The following is a 21,194-nucleotide window of genomic DNA, read 5'->3' on the forward strand; positions in this document are numbered from 1 at the left end:
CGGTGCGCCGGCTCATCCAAGTAACCAGAAAGTCACCGCGCCAATGCTGATACCTGGTTCCGACCAGTCTTCCCGGAGCGCCAACCCAAGACTACTAGCTGCGCTGCTGTATACGGAGCAACCCACGACGACCACGGGCGAGCTGGTCGAGCAGCTGCATGACCTCTACACCTTTCGGGTCAACAGCGCAACGCACTCGACGTAGTGAGTCAGCGGGAACGCGTCGAACACCTTGATCTTCTCCACGGCGTAACCGTGACCACGGTAGAGGCCGATATCGCGCGCGAAAGACGCCGCTTCGCAACCGATATGTATCAACCGTGGCACCCCCGCACCGGCCAGCAAGTCGACAACCTCGCGCCCAGCGCCTGATCGCGGTGGATCCAGCACCGCCAGATCCGCGCCGGCGGGTTGCACTGCCAACACCCGCCGCACCGAACCGGTGACGACCTCCACCTGGGGCAAATCGACCAGCGCGGCACGTGCGGCCCCGGATGCCAGGCGCGAAGTGTCGACGGTCAACACCCGTCCGGACTCCCCGACCGCCTCACCCAGCACCGCAGCGAAAACCCCCGCACCACCGTAGAGATCCCAGGCGGTCATGCCGGGGGCGGGCTGAGCCCAGTCAGCGATCAGATCGCTGTAGACCGCCGCCGCGTCGCGATGCGCCTGCCAAAAGGCCGTTACCGGCACCCGCCAGCTGCGCCGGTGCACACGCTGGTGGGCGTGGTAGGCGCCCTCCACCACGTTGGTCACGGTTCGGGTCCTATTCCGAGGGCCCTGCCGCACGGAACAGACCACATGGCGCTCGCCGTCGTCGTCCAGAGCCACGTAAAGCTGGGCTTCCGGCGGCCAGTCAGCCGCTACCAGGCCGTCTAGCATGCCGACAGGCAACTGCCCGCAGTCCAGGTCGGTTACCAGCTCGCCACTGTGGTAGCGGTGAAAACCTGGACGACGGTCTGCGCCCACGTCGAGCCGGACTCGAATACGCCAACCCGTGGGGCCGGCATCCGACAGCGGTTGCGCCTCGCCCTGCCAGCTGTGCCGCCCGAGCCGTTCCAGCTGGTTAGCCACAACTTGCGCCTTAAGTGTGCGGGCCGCCTCCGGAGCAGCAAACGCCAGATCGCAACACCCGGCGCCGTCGGCCCCGGCGATCGAACACAGCGACCCGATCCGGTCGGGCGACGGGTCGATCACCTCGAAAGCCTCTGCGTGCCAGTAAGAGCCACGTTGCGCGGTCACCCGCGCCCGCACTCGTTCACCGGGCAACGCATAGCGGACGAAAACCACCCGGCCCTCGTGGTGCGCCACGCAGCTACCGCCGTTCGCGGGCGCTCCGGTGACCAACGTCAGATTCACTGCATCGTCGCCGGCGCGGGTCACTGGCGCCGCTCCTCCCCATCGCTTTGCTCTGCATCGTCGCCGGCGCGGGTCACTGGCGCCGCTCCTCCCCATCGCTTTGCTCTGCATCGTCGCCGGCGCGGGTCACTGGCGCCGCTCCTCCCCATCGCTTTGCTCTGCATCGTCGCCGGCGCGGGTCAATCGAAGATGCCCCGTCACGTGTCACCGGGAGCCGCGTGCGGCTGTAACGTCTTGATCCGCTCCGACGACGTCAGTTGCCAAGGCACCGAAGTCACCATCACGCCGGGCATGAACAGCAACCGGCCCTTGAGCCGCAGCGCACTCTGGTTGTGCAGCAGCTGTTCCCACCAGCGCCCCACGACATACTCCGGAATGAATACCGTCACCACGGTCCGTGGCGATTCCTTGCTGACCCGCTTGACGTAATCGAGCACCGGCCGGGTGATCTCACGGTACGGCGAGGCGATGACCTTGAGTGGCACGCTCACATCGCTGTCCTGCCACTGGCGCACCAGCTCGCGGGTTTCCGCATCGTCGACGTTGACCGTCACGGCTTCCAACACGTCGGGCCGGGTCGCTCGTGCGTAGGTCAACGCGCGCAACGTCGGCAGGTGCAGCTTCGACACCAGCACGACGGCGTGATTGCGGCTGGGCAACGTTATCTCGGCTTCCTCGGCCTGTTCCGCCAACTCCCGGTTGACGGCGTCATAGTGCCTGTGGATGAGCTTCATCATCATGAAGAACCCTCCCATGGCGACGATCGCGATCCATGCTCCGGCAAGGAATTTCGTTACCAGCACGATGAGCAGGACGGTACCGGTGGACACGAAGCCGACCGTGTTAACCGCGCGGGAGCGCAGCATCGCGCGACGGGCGCGCGGATCGGTCTCGGCGCTCAGCAACCGGGTCCAGTGCCGGACCATGCCGACCTGACTCATGGTGAACGAGATGAACACACCGACGATGTACAGCTGGATCAGCGCGGTCAACTCGGCACGAAACGCGACCACCGCCCCGATCGCCGCCGCCGCCAGGAACAGGATTCCGTTGGAGAACGCCAGCCGGTCCCCACGGGTGTGCAACTGGCGCGGCAGATAGCTGTGCTGCGCCAGCACCGAGCCCAGCACCGGGAAGCCGTTGAAGGCGGTGTTAGCGGCCAACACCAGGATCAGCGCTGTCACCGCGGCGATCAGCAAGAACCCCAGGTAAAAGCCCCCGAACACGGCCTGCGCCAGTTGTGCGACCAGCGTCTTTTGCTGATAACCCGGCGGGGCGCCCGTCAGCTGGGTGTCCGGATCGTCGACGACCTGGACCCCGGTCTCTACGGCCAGCACGATCATGCCCATAAACATGCTCACCGCAATGATGCCCAGCATCAGCAGCGTGGTTGCCGCGTTACGCGACTTGGGCTTTTGAAACGCCGGCACCCCGTTGCTGATCGCCTCGACACCCGTCAGCGCCGCACACCCCGACGAAAACGAGCGCGCCACCAAGAACACCAGCGCGAAACCGACGATCTGGCCGTGCTCTGCGTGCATTTCAAAAGCCGCGGACTCGGCCCGAACCGGATTGCCCAGCACGAAAATCCGGAACAACCCCCACACGAGCATGGTGCCGATTCCGGCGATGAACGCATAGGTCGGGATCGCGAACGCCAACCCGGATTCCCGAACCCCACGCAAGTTCATCGCCATGATCAGCACGATCGCGCCGACGGCAAACAACACCTTGTGCTCGTACACGAACGGGCTCACAGAGCCGATGTTGGACGCCGCCGACGATATCGAAACAGCAACGGTGAGAACGTAATCCACCATCAGGGCGCTGGCAACCACGAGACCGCCGGTAGCACCCAGGTTGGTGGTGACAACCTCGTAGTCGCCCCCACCGGAGGGGTAAGCGTGCACGTTCTGCCGGTAACTAGACACCACCACGAGCAGAACCGCGGCGACCGCCAGGCCGATCAACGGCGCCATCGAATAGGCCGCCAGGCCGGCCACCGAGAGCACCAGAAATATCTCCTCGGGGGCGTAGGCTATCGACGACATCGCATCCGAGGCGAACACCGGCAAGGCGATCCGCTTGGGCAACAAGGTGTGACTGAGCCGGTCACTGCGAAACGGCCGGCCGATCAGCAACCGACGCGCCGCGGTTGAAAGTTTGGACACGAGAGCCAAGGGTAGGCCTATCCGAGCGTGGCGGTAGCGTTCCCTAGACGAGAATGTTCGCCGACGTAAATCGGCTGGCCACCGCGGGTTGCCGATCGCGTACGGCGCACCGGACACAGCCGAGAGGACCTCTAATGCGGGTGGTTGTGATGGGGTGCGGCCGGGTCGGGGCTTCGGTGGCCGACGGACTGTCCCGGATAGGCCATGAAGTCGCGATCATCGACCGTGACAGCGCCGCCTTCAATCGGCTCAGCCCGCAGTTTGCCGGCGAGCGGGTGTTGGGTCAGGGCTTCGACCGAGATGTGCTGCTGCGTGCGGGCATCCAGGGGGCCGACGCATTCGCCGCGGTGTCCTCCGGCGACAACTCCAACATCATCTCGGCGCGGTTGGCCCGGGAAACCTTCGGTGTGCCGCGCGTCGTCGCGCGGATCTATGATGCCAAGCGCGCCGAGGTCTATGAGCGACTCGGCATCCCCACCATTACCACCGTTCCCTGGACCACCGATCGGCTGCTCAACGCGCTAATGCAGGACACCGAAACCGCCAAGTGGCGCGATCCTACCGGTACCGTCGCGGTCGCCGAGGTCGTCTTACACGAAGACTGGGTGGGCCACCGGGCGACCGATCTTGAGCAGGCCACCGGCGCTCGGATTGCGTTTCTGATCCGATTCGGAACCGGTGTATTGCCGGAACCGAAGACGGTCCTACAGGCCGGCGATAAGGTCTATATCGCTGCGATATCCGGCCGGGCCGCAGAGGCAGCGGCCATCGCAGCCTTGCCACCCAGTGAGGACTTCGAGTCGGGGGCTCGACGATGAAAGTAGCTGTCGCCGGAGCGGGTGCGGTGGGCCGCTCGGTCACCCGCGAACTCGTGGAAAACGGACACGACATCACCCTGATCGAGCGCAACCCCGACCACCTCGACGCCGCCGCCATCCCGGAGGCGCATTGGCGGCTTGGCGATGCCTGCGAACTGAGCCTGCTGGAGTCGATTCACCTCGAAGAGTTCGACGTGGTCGTCGCCGCCACCGGGGACGACAAGGTCAACGTGGTGCTCAGCCTGCTAGCCAAGACCGAATTCGCGGTGCCGCGGGTGGTGGCCCGGGTCAACGATCCCCGCAACGAGTGGCTGTTCAACGACGCCTGGGGGGTCGACGTCGCGGTGTCCACACCCCGCATGCTGGCGTCGCTGATCGAAGAGGCCGTCACGATCGGCGACTTGGTGCGGCTGATGGAGTTCCGCACGGGTCAGGCCAATCTGGTAGAGATCACCCTGCCCGACAACACGCCGTGGGGCGGCAAACCGGTGCGCAAACTTCAGCTGCCGCGGGATGCCGCGCTGGTGACAATCCTGCGCGGGCCACGAGTCATCGTGCCGGAGGCCGACGAGCCGCTGGAAGGCGGCGACGAGTTGCTCTTCGTCGCAGTCACCGAAGCCGAGGAGGAGCTGAGCAGGCTGCTGCTGCCGTCCATGTAACCGGCGGGCTCTACTCGCGGCCGGCGTCGGCGTCGAATTCAGCTGCACCTCCGACGGCCGCGGCGTCGTGAGAGGCCAAGATGGCGCGCTGGGCTGCCTTGATTGCCGCGTAGGTGGCCAGCGCGGCGAGGGCGGTCAGCGGCCAACCCATCCCGATCCTGGCCACTCCCAGCCAACCCGTCTTATCGGCGTCGTAGAGGTGCCTTTGGACGATGAACCGGGCAGCAAAAACCAGCGTCCAACCCAGGGTGGCGACGTCAAACGCAAAGACAGCGCGGGACACGTCGCGCCAGGCGCGATCGCGCCCGCTGAGCCAGCTCCACAAGTAGCCGACTATCGGCCGCCGGATCAGGATCGACAGTGTGAAGACCACCGCCCACAGCAACGACATCCAGATGCCCAGCAGGAAGTACCCCTTGGACTGTCCCACCAGGTACGCGATCAGCGCGCACACGGCTACCCCGCAGAATCCGGCAACCACCGGCCGCGCAGATTCCCGGCGCAAAAGCCGCCACAGCAGGATCAACCCCGCCATGCTCAGGGCGAACCCAATCGCGGGCAGCAAGCCGGCGGCGCTGGAAGCAACCACAAAAGTCACCACCGGTAATGACGAATAGACCAGGCCGCTCACTCCGCCGGCCTGCGCCAACAGGCGCTGGGCGCTAGTGCGGTTAGCGTTCACGAGACACCGGCAATTCCGACTGCCGGATAGTCACCGCTGAATTTCGTAATGCGGGTTGTAGATAGCCTTCGTCCCATTTTCCAGCTTGCCCAGCCGGCCGCGCACCCGCAGGGTACGGCCCGTGTCGATGCCGGGTATCCGGCGTTGACCCAACCACACCAGCGTGACGGTGTCGCTGCCGTCGAACAATTCGGCGCGAACACCACCCGAGCAACCCTTGCCATTGGTTTCCACGCTACGCAGGGTGCCAACCACCGTGACCTCCTGGCCGCGCTGGCAGTCGATCGCACGCTGTGCGCCGGCATTGAGCACCTCGTCGGATAACTCTTCGACGTCGCGTTGCTCCAGGTCCTCCGTCAACCGACGGGTGAGCCTGCGCAGATAACCCTGGGCCCCCATGGCCTCTCCTGACACGTCACCTACGTTATGGAAGTTTCGTGCAACTGCCGGCGTATTCCACCTATGCCAACGGCCACCGTAGACCTGTTGGTTCCCGGGCGCCACCGTTGGCCTTGGAGCACCCCAAAGTGGCGGGCACTATCAAGGGATGGCTGTCGATTTGGATGGGGTCACAACCGTGTTGTTGCCGGGAACCGGATCGGACAACGACTACGTCCGGCGAGCATTTTCCGCCCCCCTGCGACGCGCCGGGGCGGTGCTGGTGACGCCCGTTCCGCATCCTGGTCGCTTGATCGACGGCTATCGCGCCGCCCTGGACGACGCCGCGCGCGACGGGCCGGTTGTCGTCGGCGGCGTCTCGCTCGGAGCCGCAGTGGCGGCGGCGTGGGCGCTGGAACATCCCGATCGCGCGGTCGCCGTCCTGGCCGCCTTGCCGGCCTGGACCGGGGAACCTGAATTAGCACCTGCCGCGCAGGCAGCGCGGTATACGGCAGCGCGGCTGCGCTGCGACGGTCTGGCGGCGACGACCACACGCATGCGTGCATCTAGCCCCGTCTGGTTGGCCGAGGAGCTGACCCGATCGTGGCGAGTTCAGTGGCCCGAGCTGCCCGATGCTATGGAGGAGGCGGCGGCCTATGTCGCCCCAAGCCGCGCCGAGCTGGCCCGGCTGGTCGCGCCGCTGGCCGTGGCCGCGGCGGTCGATGATCCGATCCACCCGCTGCAGGTCGCTGCCGACTGGGTGTCCGTAGCTCCGCATGCGGCGCTACGGACGGTGACGCTGGACGAGATCGGCGCGGACGCCGCCGCGCTGGGCTCTGCCTGCCTGGCCGCTCTCGCCGAGGTCTCGGGCGCTTGATCGCCTGTTTGTCCGACGGCGGAGTGCGCGTACCGTTTGGGTCGCCGAGCCTGTAATTTTGCAGGCCCCCACTCGCACTTTGCCTGCAGAGTTACAGCCTCAGCGAACAGCGCGCTCGTACTGTTGAGGTCGTCGAGCTAGTCCCGATCGCCCGACTCCTCCTCACGCCGCTACGCGGCGCGCTCGTACTGTTGGGGTCGTCGGGCTAGCCGCCCGTCGTGCTGCGCAACTGCTGCATCGCCGATCCTTGAGCGCCGCGGCGTGCAACCCCCGCGGCGGCTTGGCGTTGCGTGTCGGCCTGTGCCGCCGCAGCCTCCCTTAGTTGCGCCGCCATCGGCTCGGGCAGGTGCACCGGTAACGGCGTCCGTACCGGCAGCGGGGTATCGCCCCGGCGGACCACGGTGTCCGCCAACGCCTCACGGGCCTCCTCGGTCAGCGCATCGACTGTCTCTTGTGGGCCGTTGACGACGCATCGGATCATCCAGCGGTAGCCGTCGACCCCGATGAAGCGCACCACACCGGCGGCGATGCCGATCACTTCGCGACCCCACGGGCCATCCTTGATCGAAACTTTGGCCGAGTCCTTGCGCAGCGAGTCGGCGAGTTCGCCGGCCACCTCACGCCAGAGCCCGCCGGTCTTAGGTGCCGCGTAGGCCGCAATGCTGTAGCGACCGTTGGGTGTGATGACCCACACCGCGCTGGGAACACCGCTCTCGGTCAGCTCGACCTGTACCTGACCCGCGGCCGGCATCGGAATCAGCACCGAGCCCAAGTCCAGCCGGGCCAGCACCGCCACCGAAGGGTCATCGAAGTCGTCGATGTCGAATGGGCCCTGAAGCTCCTCCTGGTCTTCGACGCCTGACGCGGCGGCAGCGCTGGCCACCACGGTGTCCTCCGGTCGGACGTGCTCGTCGGCCGGCTGGACGGGGGCGTGTCCGGCCTTGCGTTTGCCACCGTCTTTGCCTGTGCGTCTACCGAATGCCATGGCGAGCGCCGCTCTCCCCCGTAAGCGGGTGGTACCCCCACCTCATCGCGCCCTCCTTTGCATCGTCGCCGGGGTCACAAACTCGCATGTCCGCCGGAGGAACCGTGGCCACCGTCGCCGCGGGATGTCGAGGCCAGCCCGGCCTCGTCGAACGACGAGACCTCGACCAGCTCGACCAACTCAACCCGTTGCACTAGCAACTGGGCGATTCGGTCACCGCGATGTACCACGATGGGCGCGGCTGGGTCCAAGTTGATCAGGGCCACCTTGATCTCCCCACGATAACCCGCGTCGATGGTGCCCGGACTGTTGACGATCGAAAGCCCCACCCGCGTGGCCAACCCGGAGCGCGGATGGACCAGCCCGACCATGCCGAACGGGACGGCGACCGCAACACCCGTCCGTACCAGGGCGCGGCGCCCAGGTGCCAGCTCGACGTCTTCGGCGCTGTAGAGATCAACGCCGGCGTCGCCGTCGTGAGCGCGGCTGGGCAGCGGGAGCCCGGGGTCGAGGCGGACGATCGCCAGAGTGGTCGACACGGGGCCACAGACTACCCTTGACCGCGTGTCTGGGACGCGCCTCGCGCCGCACAGCGTGCGATACCGCGAGCGATTGTGGGTGCCCTGGTGGTGGTGGCCATTGGCTTTCGCGCTAGCGGCGCTTATCGCGTTTGAAGTAAACCTGGGCGTTGCGGCCCTACCCGACTGGGTACCGTTCGCAACGCTTTTCACAGTCGCAGCCGGGACGCTGCTATGGCTCGGACGTGTCGAAATTCGGGTCACCGCCGGCTCAGCGGATGGAGCCGGAGTGAAGCTATGGGCCGGACCAGCGCATCTGCCGGTAGCCGTGATCGCCCGATCAGCCGAAATCCCGGCCACGGCTAAATCTGCGGCGCTGGGCCGACAACTCGATCCGGCAGCTTACGTCCTGCATCGGGCCTGGGTGGGGCCCATGGTTCTGGTTGTCCTCGACGACCCCAACGATCCCACGCCGTACTGGTTGGTGAGCTGCCGCCACCCGGAGCGGGTGTTGTCGGCGCTGCGCAGCTGACCTATCAGGCGGCGCAGTCGGTGCAGATCATCACGCCGTTCTTCTCGCTGGCCAACCTGCTGCGGTGTTGCACCAAAAAGCAACTCGAGCAGGTGAATTCGTCAGCTTGCTTGGGTACGACGCGCACCGACAGTTCTTCGCCGGACAGGTCGGCGCCAGGCAGTTCGAAGGACTCGGCGGATTCGGATTCGTCCACGTCGACCACGGCCGACGCCGCCTCGTTCCGTCGTGCTTTGAGCTCTTCAAGCGAGTCCTCCGAGACATCATCGGTCTCGGTACGCCGCGGAGCGTCATAGTCGGTAGGCATTCCTATCCCCTCACATGCCTCATAACTTCAAGCAACGCTTTGTACCAGCGTCGAACGCGTCCACCAAACGATTCGTGCCCGTATCGTGGCCTATTCAAGTGTGATTTACATCACATATTCATATTGCACCTTGTACGCGGCCCTAAACGGTGCCTTTTTGGGTGCGAACTACACCCAATGGTCCGCCTCCTCACCGCGCCGTGCCGGCACGCGTCGTCAGCGGATTAAAGTGCACGTGTGGTCGCACAAATCACCGAGGGTACCGCTTTCGACAAGCACGGACGGCCCTTTCGGCGACGCAACCCCCGACCCGCTATCGTCGTGGTGGCCTTCCTCGTGGTGGTGACTTGCGTGATGTGGACTCTTGCACTGACGCGGCCCCCAGATGTCCGCGAGGCCGCAGTCTGCAACCCGCCTCCGCAGCCGGCGGGGTCAGCACCGACCAACCTTGGTGAACAGGTGTCGCGGACGGACATGACCGATGTCGCACCCGCCAAACTGAGCGACACCAAAGTCCACGTCCTCAACGCCAGCGGCCGGGGCGGCCAAGCCGCCGATATCGCTGGCGCACTGCAAGATCTGGGCTTCGCCCAGCCGACCGCCGCCAACGACCCGATCTATGCCGGCACCCGGCTGGACTGCCAAGGCCAGATCCGCTTCGGTACGGCGGGGCAAGCCACCGCTGCCGCACTATGGCTGGTAGCGCCGTGCACCGAGCTGTATCACGACAGCCGCGCCGACGATTCCGTCGACCTTGCGCTCGGCACCGACTTCACCACGCTGGCACACAACGACGACATCGACGCCGTGCTTGCCAACCTGCGCCCCGGCGCCACCGAGCCCTCAGATCCCGCGCTGCTGGCCAAGATCCACGCCAACAGCTGCTGATCGGCCGGCTCAGTCCGGGATCGGCTCTAGGCCGTTGAATCGCTGTAGCGCCGCCAACAGCTCGTCGGCGATTCCGGGCGCGGCAGCCACCACCACCAACCCCGCGCCGCCCGCTCTCGGCGTTGACAACAACACGCGGGCCCCCGCCTCAGCGGCGATCAACGCACCTGCCGCACAGTCCCACACCTGCACCCCGTGCTCGTAGTAGGCGTCCAGCCGACCCGCCGCTACCATGCACAAGTCCAGCGCCGCAGAACCGATCCGACGCACGTCGCGGACCAACGGCACAACATGAGCCAGCAATTCTGCCTGCTTCTCGCGGCACCGAACCGAGTACCCGAAGCCGGTACCCAGCAACGCCATCGACAACTCGTCGACACCGGTGCACCGCAACACATGTCTCCCCCGCTCATCGGTGAGATGTGCGCCGAGGCCCGTCGCCGCCGAATACACCGTGCGAGCGGCGACGTCGGCGACCGCGCCCGCCACCGTGATGCCGCCAACCTGTGCCCCAATCGACACCGCGTACGCCGGGATGCCGTAGACGAAATTCACCGTGCCGTCGATGGGGTCGAGCACCCAAGTGACCCGGTCGGAGGGTGTAGCCGTCACGTCGGCGGGACCACCACCTTCCTCCCCGAGAATCGGGTCACCGGGCCGAAGTTGAGCCAACCGATCACGCAAGAGCCGCTCCGTGTCGGTGTCGACCACGGTCACCGGATCGGTCGGGCTGCTCTTCGCGCGCACCGCGCCGTCGCCGTCGCCCGCCCTGGAGATGCCGAAAACCTCGGCCCGACGACCGCGAACGAAGGCCGCCGCCTCGGCAGCAAGGTTTTCGGCCACAGAGCGCAGCCGCGCGGGTTCGTTGTCAGGTCGTGTCACCGGCCTATCGCATCACAGTCGCCACCCGCATGGTGGCGTGGACTCCAGCGGCCATAACGCCCTCGCAACTGCCGGGCCGCAGTTTAAGGTGAGGGTCATCCACGTCTCGCCGAGGAGATTCGATGACCAGCACCGGCCCCGAGACGTCCGAAACACCGGGTGCCACGACACAGCGTCATGGCTTCGGCATCGACGTCGGCGGCAGCGGCATCAAGGGCGGAATCGTCGACTTGGACACCGGCCAGCTGATCGGCGACCGGATCAAGCTGCTGACCCCGCAACCGGCCACTCCGTTGGCGGTCGCCAAAACCATCGCCGAGGTCGTCAACGGTTTCGGCTGGCGGGGTCCGCTGGGGGTGACCTATCCCGGCGTCGTCACTCACGGCGTCGTCCGGACCGCGGCTAACGTGGACAAGTCCTGGATAGGGACCAACGCACGCGACACTATCGGCGCCGAGCTGGGCGGTCAGCAGGTCACCATCCTCAACGACGCTGATGCCGCCGGGCTGGCCGAGACACGCTACGGGGCCGGCAAGAACAACCCTGGCTTAGTGGTACTGCTCACATTCGGAACCGGGATCGGGTCCGCGGTCATCCACAACGGGACGTTGATACCCAACACCGAGTTCGGACATCTTGAGGTCGGCGGCAAGGAAGCGGAGGAAAGGGCCGCCTCCTCGGTAAAGGAAAAGAACGACTGGACCTATCCAAAGTGGGCCAAGCAGGTGATACGCGTGCTCATCGCCATCGAGAACGCGATCTGGCCTGACCTGTTCATCGCCGGCGGCGGCATCAGCCGCAAGGCCGACAAATGGGTGCCGCTACTGGAAAACCGCACACCAGTAGTGCCCGCGGCCCTGCAGAACACCGCCGGAATTGTCGGTGCGGCCATGGCCTCTGTCGCAGATACGACGCACTGAAACTTGCCCGCTCGGGCTGTACTCGTGCGCAGTAAAGTTACAATGGTCAGCGGCGGCCGCCCGACCGATAGCGCGCGAGTATTCACGCTGATATCAACGCCGACATTCGACATAGCAGACACTTTCGGTTACGCACGCCCAGACCCAACCGGAAGTGAGTAACGACCGAAGGGGTGTATGTGGCAGCGACCAAAGCAAGCACGGCGACCGATGAGCCGGTAAAACGCACCGCCACCAAGTCGCCCGCGGCTTCCGCGTCCGGGGCCAAGACCGGCGCCAAGCGAACAGCGGCGAAGTCCGCTAGTGGCTCCCCACCCGCGAAGCGGGCTACCAAGCCCGCGGCCCGGTCCGTCAAGCCCGCCTCGGCACCCCAGGACACTACGACCAGCACCATCCCGAAAAGGAAGACCCGCGCCGCGGCCAAATCCGCCGCCGCGAAGGCACCGTCGGCCCGCGGCCACGCGACCAAGCCACGGGCGCCCAAGGATGCCCAGCACGAAGCCGCAACGGATCCCGAGGACGCCCTGGACTCCGTCGAGGAGCTCGACGCTGAACCAGACCTCGACGTCGAGCCCGGCGAGGACCTCGACCTTGACGCCGCCGACCTCAACCTCGATGACCTCGAGGACGACGTGGCGCCGGACGCCGACGACGACCTCGACTCGGGCGACGACGAAGACCACGAAGACCTCGAAGCTGAGGCGGCCGTCGCGCCCGGCCAGACCGCCGATGACGACGAGGAGATCGCTGAACCCACCGAAAAGGACAAGGCCTCCGGTGATTTCGTCTGGGATGAAGACGAGTCGGAGGCCCTGCGTCAAGCACGCAAGGACGCCGAACTCACCGCATCCGCCGACTCGGTTCGCGCCTACCTCAAACAGATCGGCAAGGTAGCGCTGCTCAACGCCGAGGAAGAGGTCGAGCTAGCCAAGCGGATCGAGGCTGGCCTGTACGCCACGCAGCTGATGACCGAGCTTAGCGAGCGCGGCGAAAAGCTGCCTGCCGCCCAGCGCCGCGACATGATGTGGATCTGCCGCGACGGCGATCGCGCGAAAAACCATCTGCTGGAAGCCAACCTGCGCCTGGTGGTTTCGCTAGCCAAGCGCTACACCGGCCGGGGCATGGCGTTTCTCGACCTGATCCAGGAAGGCAACCTGGGGCTGATCCGCGCGGTGGAGAAGTTCGACTACACCAAGGGGTACAAGTTCTCCACCTACGCTACGTGGTGGATTCGCCAGGCCATCACCCGCGCCATGGCCGACCAGGCCCGCACCATCCGCATCCCGGTGCACATGGTCGAGGTGATCAACAAGCTGGGCCGCATTCAACGCGAGCTGCTGCAGGACCTGGGCCGCGAGCCCACGCCCGAGGAGCTGGCCAAAGAGATGGACATCACCCCGGAGAAGGTGCTGGAAATCCAGCAATACGCCCGCGAGCCGATCTCGTTGGACCAGACCATCGGCGACGAGGGCGACAGCCAGCTTGGCGATTTCATCGAAGACAGCGAGGCGGTGGTGGCCGTCGACGCGGTGTCCTTCACTTTGCTGCAGGATCAACTGCAGTCGGTGCTGGACACGCTCTCCGAGCGTGAGGCGGGCGTGGTGCGGCTACGCTTCGGCCTTACCGACGGCCAGCCGCGCACCCTTGACGAGATCGGCCAGGTCTACGGCGTGACCCGGGAACGCATCCGCCAGATCGAATCCAAGACTATGTCGAAGTTGCGCCATCCGAGCCGCTCACAGGTCCTGCGCGACTACCTGGACTGAGAGCGCCCGCCGAGGCGACCAACGTAGCGGGCCCCCATGTCAGCTAGCCGCACCATGGTCTCGTCCGGATCGGAGTTCGAATCAGCCGTCGGCTACTCGCGCGCGGTACGCATCGGGCCACTCGTGGTGGTGGCCGGAACGACCGGCAGCGGCGATGATATCGCCGCTCAGACGCGAGACGCTCTGCGCCGCATCGAGATTGCGCTCGGACAGGCCGGCGCAACTCTGGCCGACGTGGTCCGTACCCGCATCTATGTGACCGATATTTCCCGCTGGCGCGAGGTCGGCGAAGTGCATGCACAGGCTTTCGGCAAGATCCGTCCGGTGACGAGCATGGTCGAGGTTACCGCGCTGATTGCGCCCGGCCTGCTGGTAGAGATCGAGGCCGACGCCTACGTAGGGTCGGCGGTTGCAGACCGAAATTCGGGAGCCGGCCCGAAGGACCCGTCACCAGCCGGTGGGTAGGCGGCGGCCCCAATCACAGCGCGCACCGGCAGTGGGCCGTAGAGATGCGGGAAAAGCATCGACCGCGGATCAGTAGGCACGCCCGGCTCCCAACGCACGGGTGAGTCGAGCGCCGCCGGGTCGATGTACAGCAGCACCAGGTCAGCACGGCCACGGTAAAGGCGGTTGGCGGGCAGGTGAACCTGCTCGAGTGTCGACAGGTGGATATACCCCGTCTTGTCGGACTCGGGATAGATCCCACCGCGTTCTCGGGCATGCGACCACTCCTGCACCCCGCATAGGTGCACCAGCATGGCAGGATCGGGCGTCATTCTCACCACCCTGCCCGATTGGCGGGGGCGAAAGTCGTGAGAAATGACACACCCGACAGCGGCCGGGGAACACGGCGAGAACCCCGAACGTCTGAGAAGGTGAAGATACCCGAGAACGGAGAGCCATGAACGCAACTCTGACCAGTCCTGAGCTGACTAGAGCAGACCGCTGCGACCGCTGTGGCGCTGCAGCTCGGGTGCGCGCCAAGCTGCCCTCCGGAGCCGAGCTTCTTTTCTGCCAGCATCACGCCAACGAGCACGAGGCGAAACTGACCGAGATGTCCGCCGTGCTGGAGGTCAGCGGGAGCGAATAGACCGAACTCACCCGTCCACAATGCCGGTAGCGCGCGCAGTTTTCGGTAATGCTGGACTGGTATGAGCGACCAGGTCCCCAAGCCACACCGCCACCACATCTGGCGAATCACCCGTAGGACTTTGTCCAAAAGCTGGGACGACTCGATCTTCTCGGAGTCAGCGCAAGCGGCTTTTTGGTCGGCCTTGTCTTTGCCGCCGCTACTGCTGGGAATGCTGGGCAGTCTGGCCTACGTTGCTCCGCTATTCGGCCCGGACACCTTGCCCGCGATTGAAAAGAGCGCGCTTTCGACGGCCCACAGCTTTTTCTCCCCCAGTGTGGTCAACGAGATCATCGAGCCCACCATCGGCGATATCACCAACAACGCCCGCGGTGAGGTGGCGTCGCTGGGCTTCTTGATCTCGCTGTGGGCAGGATCGTCGGCAATCTCGGCGTTCGTCGATGCAGTGGTGGAAGCGCACGACCAGACACCGCTACGCCACCCGGTCCGGCAACGCTTCTTTGCGCTCTTCCTCTACGTGGTGATGTTGGTGTTCCTAGTAGCGACCGCACCGGTAATGGTGGTGGGTCCACGCAAGGTAAGCGAGCACATCCCGGAGAGCTTGGCCAACCTGCTGCGCTACGGCTACTACCCCGCGCTTATTCTCGGTCTAACCGTCGGGGTCATCCTGCTATACCGGGTGGCACTACCGGTACCCCTGCCGACGCATCGGCTGGTCCTAGGCGCGGTGCTTGCGATAGCGGTCTTCCTGATCGCCACCTTGGGCTTGCGGGTCTACCTCGCGTGGATCACCCGCACTGGCTACACCTACGGAGCGCTGGCCACGCCGATCGCGTTTCTGTTATTCGCCTTCTTTGGCGGCTTTGCGATCATGCTCGGCGCTGAACTCAACGCCGCCGTCCAGGAGGAATGGCCGGCGCCGGCGACGCATGCCCACCGACTGGGCAATTGGCTAAAGGCCCGCATCGGCGTCGGCACGACGACGTATTCTTCGACAGCCCAGCACAGCGCCGTCGCTGCCGAGCCGCCGAGCTAGTCAGCCCTTCTTGAGGGTGTCGTAAATCCGCTTGCAATCGGGACAGACCGGCGAGCCCGGCTTGGGCGCGCGGGTAACGGGAAACACCTCGCCACACAACGCCACCACGTGGCTACCCATGACCGCGCTCTCAGCGATCTTGTCTTTCTTGACGTAGTGGAAGTATTTCGGTGTGTCGCTGCCGGTCCCGTCGTCGACGCGTTCGTCGGCGTCGGTACGTTCAATCGTCTGGGTCTGCATACCTGACATTGTGCCCTTGGCAGGAAAGCTCTCGAAGCCGGAGTGCACTGCATGTGGGACAGTAGAGTAATGAAGCACGGCTTGAGGCTGGGTTTCAATGGCCAGTTCGACGACTTCGACGACTTCGACGATAAGGGCCGGCCGGTACTGATTACTGCCGCCGCTCCCTCGTATGAGGTGGAGCATCGCACACGGGTGCGTAAGTACCTGACCCTGATGGCATTCCGGGTCCCCGCGCTCATTCTGGCCGCCATCGCCTACGGCGCCTGGCACAACGGACTGATCTCGCTACTGATCGTGGCAGCCTCGGTGCCGTTGCCATGGATGGCCGTTCTGATCGCTAACGACCGACCGCCGCGCCGCGCCGACGAACCCCGCCGCTTCGACGTCGCCCGCCGGCGCATCCCGCTGTTCCCGACCGCCGAACGGCCCGCACTCGAGCCGCGGCGACAGCCGGCAGAGCGGTCAGCCCCGCGGGGATTCGCCGACCACGGTTAGCCGTCTGTTGGCCGGCGTTCCGGGTTGTCGGCCACTGGCCACACTTCTCAGGACTTTCTCAGGTCTTCGGCAGATTCCTGCACGTCACAGGGCGTCAGATCACTGCTGGGTGGGAACTCAAAGTCCGGCTTTGTCGTTAAACCCCATGACAGTGCAAGCCGATCGGGAGGTCGCTATGGCCGATGCACCCACAAGGGCCACCACAAGCCGGGTTGACAGCGATCTGGATGCTCAAAGCCCCGCGGCGGACCTCGTGCGCGTCTATCTGAACGGCATCGGCAAGACGGCGTTGCTCAACGCCGCCGGTGAAGTCGAACTGGCCAAGCGCATAGAAGCCGGGTTGTATGCCGAGCATCTGCTGGAAACCCGGAAGCGCCTCGGCGAGAACCGAAAACGCGACCTGGCGGCCGTGGTGCGTGATGGCGAGGCGGCGCGCCGCCACCTGCTGGAAGCAAACCTGCGGCTGGTGGTATCGCTGGCCAAGCGCTACACGGGTCGGGGCATGCCGTTGCTGGACCTCATCCAGGAGGGCAACCTGGGTCTGATCCGAGCGATGGAGAAGTTCGACTACACAAAGGGATTCAAGTTCTCAACGTATGCCACGTGGTGGATCCGCCAGGCCATCACCCGCGGAATGGCCGACCAGAGCCGCACCATCCGCCTGCCCGTACACCTGGTTGAGCAGGTCAACAAGCTGGCGCGGATCAAGCGGGAGATGCACCAGCATCTGGGTCGCGAAGCCACCGATGAGGAGCTCGCCGCCGAATCCGGCATTCCAATCGACAAGATCAACGACCTGCTGGAACACAGTCGCGACCCGGTGAGTCTGGATATGCCGGTCGGCTCCGAGGAGGAGGCCCCTTTGGGCGATTTCATCGAGGACGCCGAAGCCATGTCCGCGGAGAACGCGGTCATCGCCGAACTGTTACACACCGACATCCGCAGCGTGCTGGCCACTCTCGACGAGCGTGAGCACCAGGTGATCCGGCTGCGCTTCGGCCTGGATGACGGCCAACCACGCACCCTGGATCAAATCGGCAAACTATTCGGGCTGTCCCGTGAGCGGGTTCGTCAGATCGAGCGCGACGTGATGAGTAAGCTGCGGCACGGTGAGCGGGCGGATCGGCTGCGGTCGTACGCCAGCTGAAGCTGGACATCCTGAGCCAGGTAGCAGACGGTATGCCCGCCGCGCCAGCGGCGGGCATACCGCTGCGGTGGGGCGGCGGGCAACCATTTTCGCAGCTGGCCAAGTAGACTCAGCTGCAATGGAGGGTGCTGAATGAACGAGTTGGTTGATACCACCGAGATGTACCTGCGGACCATCTACGACCTCGAGGAAGAGGGCGTGACGCCACTGCGTGCCCGGATCGCCGAGCGGCTCGACCAGAGCGGGCCGACGGTCAGCCAGACCGTGTCCCGGATGGAGCGCGATGGGCTACTTCGGGTGGCTGGCGATCGCCACCTGGAGCTCACCGAAAAGGGCCGCGCGCTGGCCATCGCCGTGATGCGCAAGCACCGCCTCGCCGAACGGCTCCTCGTCGATGTCATCGGGTTGCCGTGGGAAGAAGTTCACGCCGAGGCATGCCGGTGGGAGCACGTGATGAGCGAGGACGTCGAGCGACGGCTGGTCAAGGTGCTCAACAACCCGACCACGTCCCCGTTCGGCAACCCGATCCCGGGCCTGGTGGAACTTGGCGTGGGCCCGGAACCGGGCGCCGACGACGCCAACCTGGTCCGGTTGACCGAGTTGCCGGCCGGCTCGCCGGTCGCAGTCGTCGTCCGCCAGCTTACCGAGCACGTTCAGGGCGACATCGACCTGATCACGCGGCTAAAAGACGCCGGCGTGGTGCCCAACGCACGAGTAACCGTCGAAACCACCCCAGGCGGCGGCGTGACCATCGTCATCCCGGGCCATGAGAACGTCACCCTGCCACACGAGATGGCCCACGCGGTCAAGGTCGAGAAAGTCTGAGCTAACCCGCACCTACCCTGCGCGTTGACCGAACGCACGTCGAGGCGGCAGTCGTATTCCGAGTTGTTCAGCCCGTTGGTAGCCGGTGACCGCGATGTCACGGATGTGCTCAGGTCGCAGACCAGACTGCAGTGCCGTGTCCAGCATGCCCGCCATCCGATGGCCCGGCTCACAGCACAGCGCAGCCTGCAGCGAAACACCGGCCAGCGGCCCGTCACCGCGGGCATAGGCGCTGAACGCGAGCAACACCAGGGCCTCCACCCGCCACGGTTCGGGCAGCACCCGCGCCAGTAACGCCCACAATGACTCGGCCGCACCAGCATTCTCGCCGACGGCAAGGGCATACAGCATGTCGCGGACCCGCGCGTCGCCCAGTGCGCAACCCAGCCGCGCCAGCTCCGTGTCGGACAAGGACTGACCGTCTGCGACCCGGGCCGCGGCGGCCAGCGCATTTTCCACATCCTGGCGGCTGCAGCCGACCGAATCAGCACGGTGTGCGATCTCTCGGTCAGCCGCTTGGTGTCCTAGCGCAACGGCAAGCTCGGCGGAGCGCACAGGGTCGTCCACGGCGATGACGGCCTGCAGGTCGGAGCGCCGCGGGTAGAGCTGCCTGCCGTCCAGCACCGCCGCCATCGCCAACGGCGACGCCGACGGATCGTCGATAACGCCGCTGCAGCCGCAGCCGTCCACACAATGCCAGCGCCCGCCAGCGGCTACCCGGTCTACCACGTGCGCTGCCCATAGCACGATGTCGCGCTGCGACAACGCCGCCGCGAGCGCCGCGCACAGCTGCCGGTACTCCTCATTGCATCGCGGACACTGGGCTCCGTTCGCGTCAACGATCACCGCGATCGCGGCCGCCGGGTTCGCCGCGGCGACAAGTTCTGCGAGATGGCCAACCCGATCGGCGAGTTCATCACAGAGGTCGGCGCGCATCACCGACCCTAGTTCCCCCGCTGCCAACGACACCAGAACCAGCGATTTTTCCGGCACGAAGCCGAGGATGGCCGGTAGCGCGGCGATCAGTGTTGCAGGGCGGTTGAGTTCAAATTGTCCTCGATACTTCGTCATGAATGCCACGCTGACTACCGGCACCGTCAGCCGGTGCCCACGTCACGCGATCGAGCTGCCTTCCTGTGGACGAAGGCGTAACTGTGCGTTCTACTGTCATTTCATGGGGTCGATGCGTGAATACGACATCGTGGTGATCGGGTCAGGCCCGGGCGGACAGAAAGCCGCCATCGCCTCGGCGAAGCTGGGCAAGTCCGTGGCCATCGTCGAACGCGGCCGAATGCTCGGCGGCGTCTGCGTCAACACAGGCACGATCCCATCCAAAACGTTGCGTGAGGCTGTGCTCTACCTCACCGGCATGAACCAACGCGAGCTGTACGGCGCAAGCTACCGCGTGAAGGACCGGATCACCCCGGCCGACCTGTTGGCGCGGACCCAGCACGTGATCGGCAAGGAAGTCGACGTGGTGCGCAACCAGCTGATGCGTAACCGCGTCGATCTGATCGTGGGCCATGGCCGGTTCATCGACCCGCACACCATCCTCGTGGAGGACCAGGCCCGCAGGGAAAAGACCACCGTCACCGGCGACTACATCATCATCGCCACTGGCACCAGGCCGGCACGGCCATCCGGAGTCGAATTTGACGAAGAACGGGTGCTCGACTCCGACGGGATCCTCGATCTCAAATCGCTGCCATCCTCGATGGTCGTGGTCGGTGCCGGCGTGATCGGCATCGAATACGCCTCCATGTTCGCTGCGTTGGGCACCAAAGTCACCGTCGTGGAGAAGCGGGACAACATGCTGGACTTCTGCGACCCCGAGGTCGTCGAGGCGCTGAAATTCCACCTGCGCGACCTGGCGGTGACATTCCGGTTCGGCGAGGAAGTGACCGCGGTCGATGTCGGCTCTGCGGGCACCGTGACCACCCTGGCCAGCGGCAAACAGATTCCAGCCGAGACCGTAATGTACTCGGCGGGACGTCAGGGACAAACCGACCACCTCGACCTGCACAACGCCGGACTCGAGGTGCAGGGCCGCGGGCGGATCTTCGTAGACGACCGTTTCCAGACCAAGGTAGACCACATCTACGCCGTCGGCGACGTCATTGGCTTCCCCGCCTTGGCCGCGACGTCGATGGAGCAGGGGCGGCTGGCCGCCTACCACGCCTTCGGCGAACCAACCGACGGAATCACCGAACTTCAGCCGATCGGTATTTATTCGATTCCCGAGGTGTCCTACGTCGGCGCCACCGAGGTGGAACTGACCAAGAGCTCCATCCCATACGAGGTGGGAGTGGCCCGCTACCGGGAGCTGGCCCGCGGCCAAATCGCCGGCGACTCCTACGGCATGCTCAAGCTGCTGGTTTCCACCGAGGATCTCAAGCTGCTCGGCGTGCATATCTTCGGCACCAGCGCCACCGAGATGGTGCACATCGGGCAGGCCGTGATGGGATGCGGGGGCAGCGTCGAGTACCTGGTCGACGCGGTGTTCAACTACCCGACCTTCTCGGAGGCCTACAAGAACGCCGCACTGGACGTGATGAACAAGATGCGCGCACTCAACCAGTTCCGCCGCTGAGGGTGCCGAGCGGATGTGAATCCGTC

Annotated in this window: 25 protein-coding genes and 4 other annotated features; of the genes, 13 read left to right on the top strand and 12 right to left on the bottom strand. The window is 65.4% G+C overall.

From position 1 onward, the window contains the following. Window positions 1-165: 165 nt before the first annotated feature. Together Rv2689c and Rv2690c are read right to left on the bottom strand one after the other, a co-directional pair. Window positions 166-1,383 (bottom strand): hypothetical protein, encoded by a 1,218-nt coding sequence (locus tag Rv2689c; protein NP_217205.1) that lies wholly within the window; start codon window positions 1,381-1,383, stop codon window positions 166-168. Continuing rightward, window positions 1,384-1,436, bottom strand: a repeat region (51 bp Mycobacterial Interspersed Repetitive Unit,Class II). Further along, window positions 1,437-1,489 (bottom strand) — a repeat region (51 bp Mycobacterial Interspersed Repetitive Unit,Class II). Then, window positions 1,490-1,542, bottom strand: a repeat region (51 bp Mycobacterial Interspersed Repetitive Unit,Class II). It lies immediately after the preceding feature. 14 nt (window positions 1,543-1,556) lie between these two features. Then, on the bottom strand, window positions 1,557-3,530 hold the full coding sequence (locus Rv2690c) for an integral membrane protein (protein NP_217206.1): 1,974 nt from the start codon (window positions 3,528-3,530) through the stop codon (window positions 1,557-1,559). 134 nt (window positions 3,531-3,664) lie between these two features. Between Rv2690c and ceoB the strand changes: the two genes are divergently transcribed. Beyond that, window positions 3,665-4,348 carry a TRK system potassium uptake protein CeoB gene (gene ceoB, locus Rv2691; protein YP_177900.1) on the top strand — a complete coding sequence of 228 codons (684 nt, stop codon included), beginning with the start codon at window positions 3,665-3,667 and terminating at the stop codon, window positions 4,346-4,348. Continuing rightward, complete coding sequence (ceoC, locus tag Rv2692; RefSeq protein ID YP_177901.1) at window positions 4,345-5,007, top strand: TRK system potassium uptake protein CeoC; 663 nt, start codon at window positions 4,345-4,347, stop codon at window positions 5,005-5,007. The genes ceoB and ceoC overlap by 4 nt, the downstream gene beginning before the upstream one ends. A 10-nt stretch (window positions 5,008-5,017) precedes the next feature. Here the strand turns inward: ceoC and Rv2693c are convergent, their stop codons facing one another. Both Rv2693c and Rv2694c read right to left on the bottom strand, forming a co-directional pair. Continuing rightward, entirely contained in the window at window positions 5,018-5,689 is a 672-nt protein-coding gene (locus Rv2693c; RefSeq protein ID NP_217209.1) for an integral membrane protein, read from the bottom strand. 30 nt (window positions 5,690-5,719) lie between these two features. Beyond that, window positions 5,720-6,088 carry a hypothetical protein gene (locus tag Rv2694c; RefSeq protein ID NP_217210.1) on the bottom strand — a complete coding sequence of 123 codons (369 nt, stop codon included), beginning with the start codon at window positions 6,086-6,088 and terminating at the stop codon, window positions 5,720-5,722. A gap of 148 nt (window positions 6,089-6,236) precedes the next feature. Between Rv2694c and Rv2695 the strand changes: the two genes are divergently transcribed. Beyond that, a complete protein-coding gene (locus Rv2695) occupies window positions 6,237-6,944 on the top strand; it encodes a hypothetical protein (RefSeq protein NP_217211.1) in 708 nt (235 codons plus the stop codon). A 205-nt stretch (window positions 6,945-7,149) separates the two neighbouring features. Here Rv2695 and Rv2696c read toward each other — a convergent pair whose 3' ends face one another. Both Rv2696c and dut read right to left on the bottom strand, forming a co-directional pair. Beyond that, entirely contained in the window at window positions 7,150-7,929 is a 780-nt protein-coding gene (locus Rv2696c) for a hypothetical protein (protein ID NP_217212.1), read from the bottom strand. A gap of 3 nt (window positions 7,930-7,932) precedes the next feature. Beyond that, window positions 7,933-8,008, bottom strand: a repeat region (51 bp Mycobacterial Interspersed Repetitive Unit,Class I). After that, a complete protein-coding gene (gene dut, locus Rv2697c) occupies window positions 8,004-8,468 on the bottom strand; it encodes a deoxyuridine 5'-triphosphate nucleotidohydrolase (protein ID NP_217213.1) in 465 nt (154 codons plus the stop codon). (Overlaps the previous feature by 5 nt.) 25 nt (window positions 8,469-8,493) lie before the next feature. Here dut and Rv2698 point away from each other — a divergent pair, with 25 nt between their 5' ends. Continuing rightward, entirely contained in the window at window positions 8,494-8,979 is a 486-nt protein-coding gene (locus Rv2698; RefSeq protein ID NP_217214.1) for a transmembrane protein, read from the top strand. A gap of 4 nt (window positions 8,980-8,983) precedes the next feature. Here the strand turns inward: Rv2698 and Rv2699c are convergent, their stop codons facing one another. After that, window positions 8,984-9,286, bottom strand: coding sequence for a hypothetical protein (locus Rv2699c; RefSeq protein ID NP_217215.1), 303 nt, complete (start codon window positions 9,284-9,286; stop codon window positions 8,984-8,986). Window positions 9,287-9,523: 237 nt separating this feature from the next. Here Rv2699c and Rv2700 point away from each other — a divergent pair, with 237 nt between their 5' ends. Further along, window positions 9,524-10,174 (top strand): hypothetical protein, encoded by a 651-nt coding sequence (locus tag Rv2700; protein ID NP_217216.1) that lies wholly within the window; start codon window positions 9,524-9,526, stop codon window positions 10,172-10,174. A 9-nt stretch (window positions 10,175-10,183) separates the two neighbouring features. Here the strand turns inward: Rv2700 and suhB are convergent, their stop codons facing one another. Beyond that, on the bottom strand, window positions 10,184-11,056 hold the full coding sequence (suhB, locus tag Rv2701c) for an inositol-1-monophosphatase SuhB (RefSeq protein NP_217217.1): 873 nt from the start codon (window positions 11,054-11,056) through the stop codon (window positions 10,184-10,186). A gap of 122 nt (window positions 11,057-11,178) precedes the next feature. On the opposite strand from suhB, the gene ppgK reads away from it, so the two are divergent. The 3 genes from ppgK to Rv2704 all read left to right on the top strand — a co-directional run bounded on the left by ppgK (window position 11,179) and on the right by Rv2704 (window position 14,207). Next, a complete protein-coding gene (gene ppgK / locus Rv2702; protein ID NP_217218.1) occupies window positions 11,179-11,976 on the top strand; it encodes a polyphosphate glucokinase in 798 nt (265 codons plus the stop codon). A gap of 179 nt (window positions 11,977-12,155) precedes the next feature. Further along, complete coding sequence (sigA, locus tag Rv2703; protein ID NP_217219.1) at window positions 12,156-13,742, top strand: RNA polymerase sigma factor SigA; 1,587 nt, start codon at window positions 12,156-12,158, stop codon at window positions 13,740-13,742. Window positions 13,743-13,778: 36 nt separating this feature from the next. Continuing rightward, window positions 13,779-14,207 (top strand): hypothetical protein, encoded by a 429-nt coding sequence (locus Rv2704; protein ID NP_217220.1) that lies wholly within the window; start codon window positions 13,779-13,781, stop codon window positions 14,205-14,207. On the opposite strand, the gene Rv2705c is transcribed toward Rv2704, so the two are convergent. Next, window positions 14,135-14,524, bottom strand: a complete 390-nt coding sequence (locus Rv2705c) for a hypothetical protein (protein NP_217221.1) — start codon at window positions 14,522-14,524, stop codon at window positions 14,135-14,137. The genes Rv2704 and Rv2705c overlap by 73 nt on opposite strands. Beyond that, window positions 14,521-14,778 carry a hypothetical protein gene (locus Rv2706c; RefSeq protein NP_217222.1) on the bottom strand — a complete coding sequence of 86 codons (258 nt, stop codon included), beginning with the start codon at window positions 14,776-14,778 and terminating at the stop codon, window positions 14,521-14,523. The genes Rv2705c and Rv2706c overlap by 4 nt, the downstream gene beginning before the upstream one ends. 115 nt (window positions 14,779-14,893) lie before the next feature. Here Rv2706c and Rv2707 point away from each other — a divergent pair, with 115 nt between their 5' ends. Beyond that, a complete protein-coding gene (locus tag Rv2707) occupies window positions 14,894-15,868 on the top strand; it encodes a hypothetical protein (RefSeq protein ID NP_217223.1) in 975 nt (324 codons plus the stop codon). On the opposite strand, the gene Rv2708c is transcribed toward Rv2707, so the two are convergent. Beyond that, complete coding sequence (locus Rv2708c; protein ID NP_217224.1) at window positions 15,869-16,117, bottom strand: hypothetical protein; 249 nt, start codon at window positions 16,115-16,117, stop codon at window positions 15,869-15,871. 42 nt (window positions 16,118-16,159) lie between these two features. Here Rv2708c and Rv2709 point away from each other — a divergent pair, with 42 nt between their 5' ends. The 3 genes from Rv2709 to ideR all read left to right on the top strand — a co-directional run bounded on the left by Rv2709 (window position 16,160) and on the right by ideR (window position 18,578). Next, on the top strand, window positions 16,160-16,606 hold the full coding sequence (locus Rv2709; RefSeq protein NP_217225.1) for a transmembrane protein: 447 nt from the start codon (window positions 16,160-16,162) through the stop codon (window positions 16,604-16,606). A 175-nt stretch (window positions 16,607-16,781) separates the two neighbouring features. Then, window positions 16,782-17,753 (top strand): RNA polymerase sigma factor SigB, encoded by a 972-nt coding sequence (gene sigB, locus Rv2710; RefSeq protein NP_217226.1) that lies wholly within the window; start codon window positions 16,782-16,784, stop codon window positions 17,751-17,753. Between the two features lie 132 nt (window positions 17,754-17,885). After that, window positions 17,886-18,578, top strand: a complete 693-nt coding sequence (ideR, locus tag Rv2711; protein NP_217227.1) for an iron-dependent repressor and activator IdeR — start codon at window positions 17,886-17,888, stop codon at window positions 18,576-18,578. Between the two features lie 12 nt (window positions 18,579-18,590). Here the strand turns inward: ideR and Rv2712c are convergent, their stop codons facing one another. Beyond that, window positions 18,591-19,649 (bottom strand): hypothetical protein, encoded by a 1,059-nt coding sequence (locus Rv2712c; protein NP_217228.1) that lies wholly within the window; start codon window positions 19,647-19,649, stop codon window positions 18,591-18,593. 112 nt (window positions 19,650-19,761) lie between these two features. On the opposite strand from Rv2712c, the gene sthA reads away from it, so the two are divergent. Beyond that, window positions 19,762-21,168 (top strand): pyridine nucleotide transhydrogenase, encoded by a 1,407-nt coding sequence (sthA, locus tag Rv2713; protein NP_217229.1) that lies wholly within the window; start codon window positions 19,762-19,764, stop codon window positions 21,166-21,168. Window positions 21,169-21,194: the final 26 nt, after the last annotated feature.

Source organism: Mycobacterium tuberculosis H37Rv (assembly GCF_000195955.2).
GTDB classification, from domain to species: Bacteria; Actinomycetota; Actinomycetes; order Mycobacteriales; family Mycobacteriaceae; genus Mycobacterium; species Mycobacterium tuberculosis.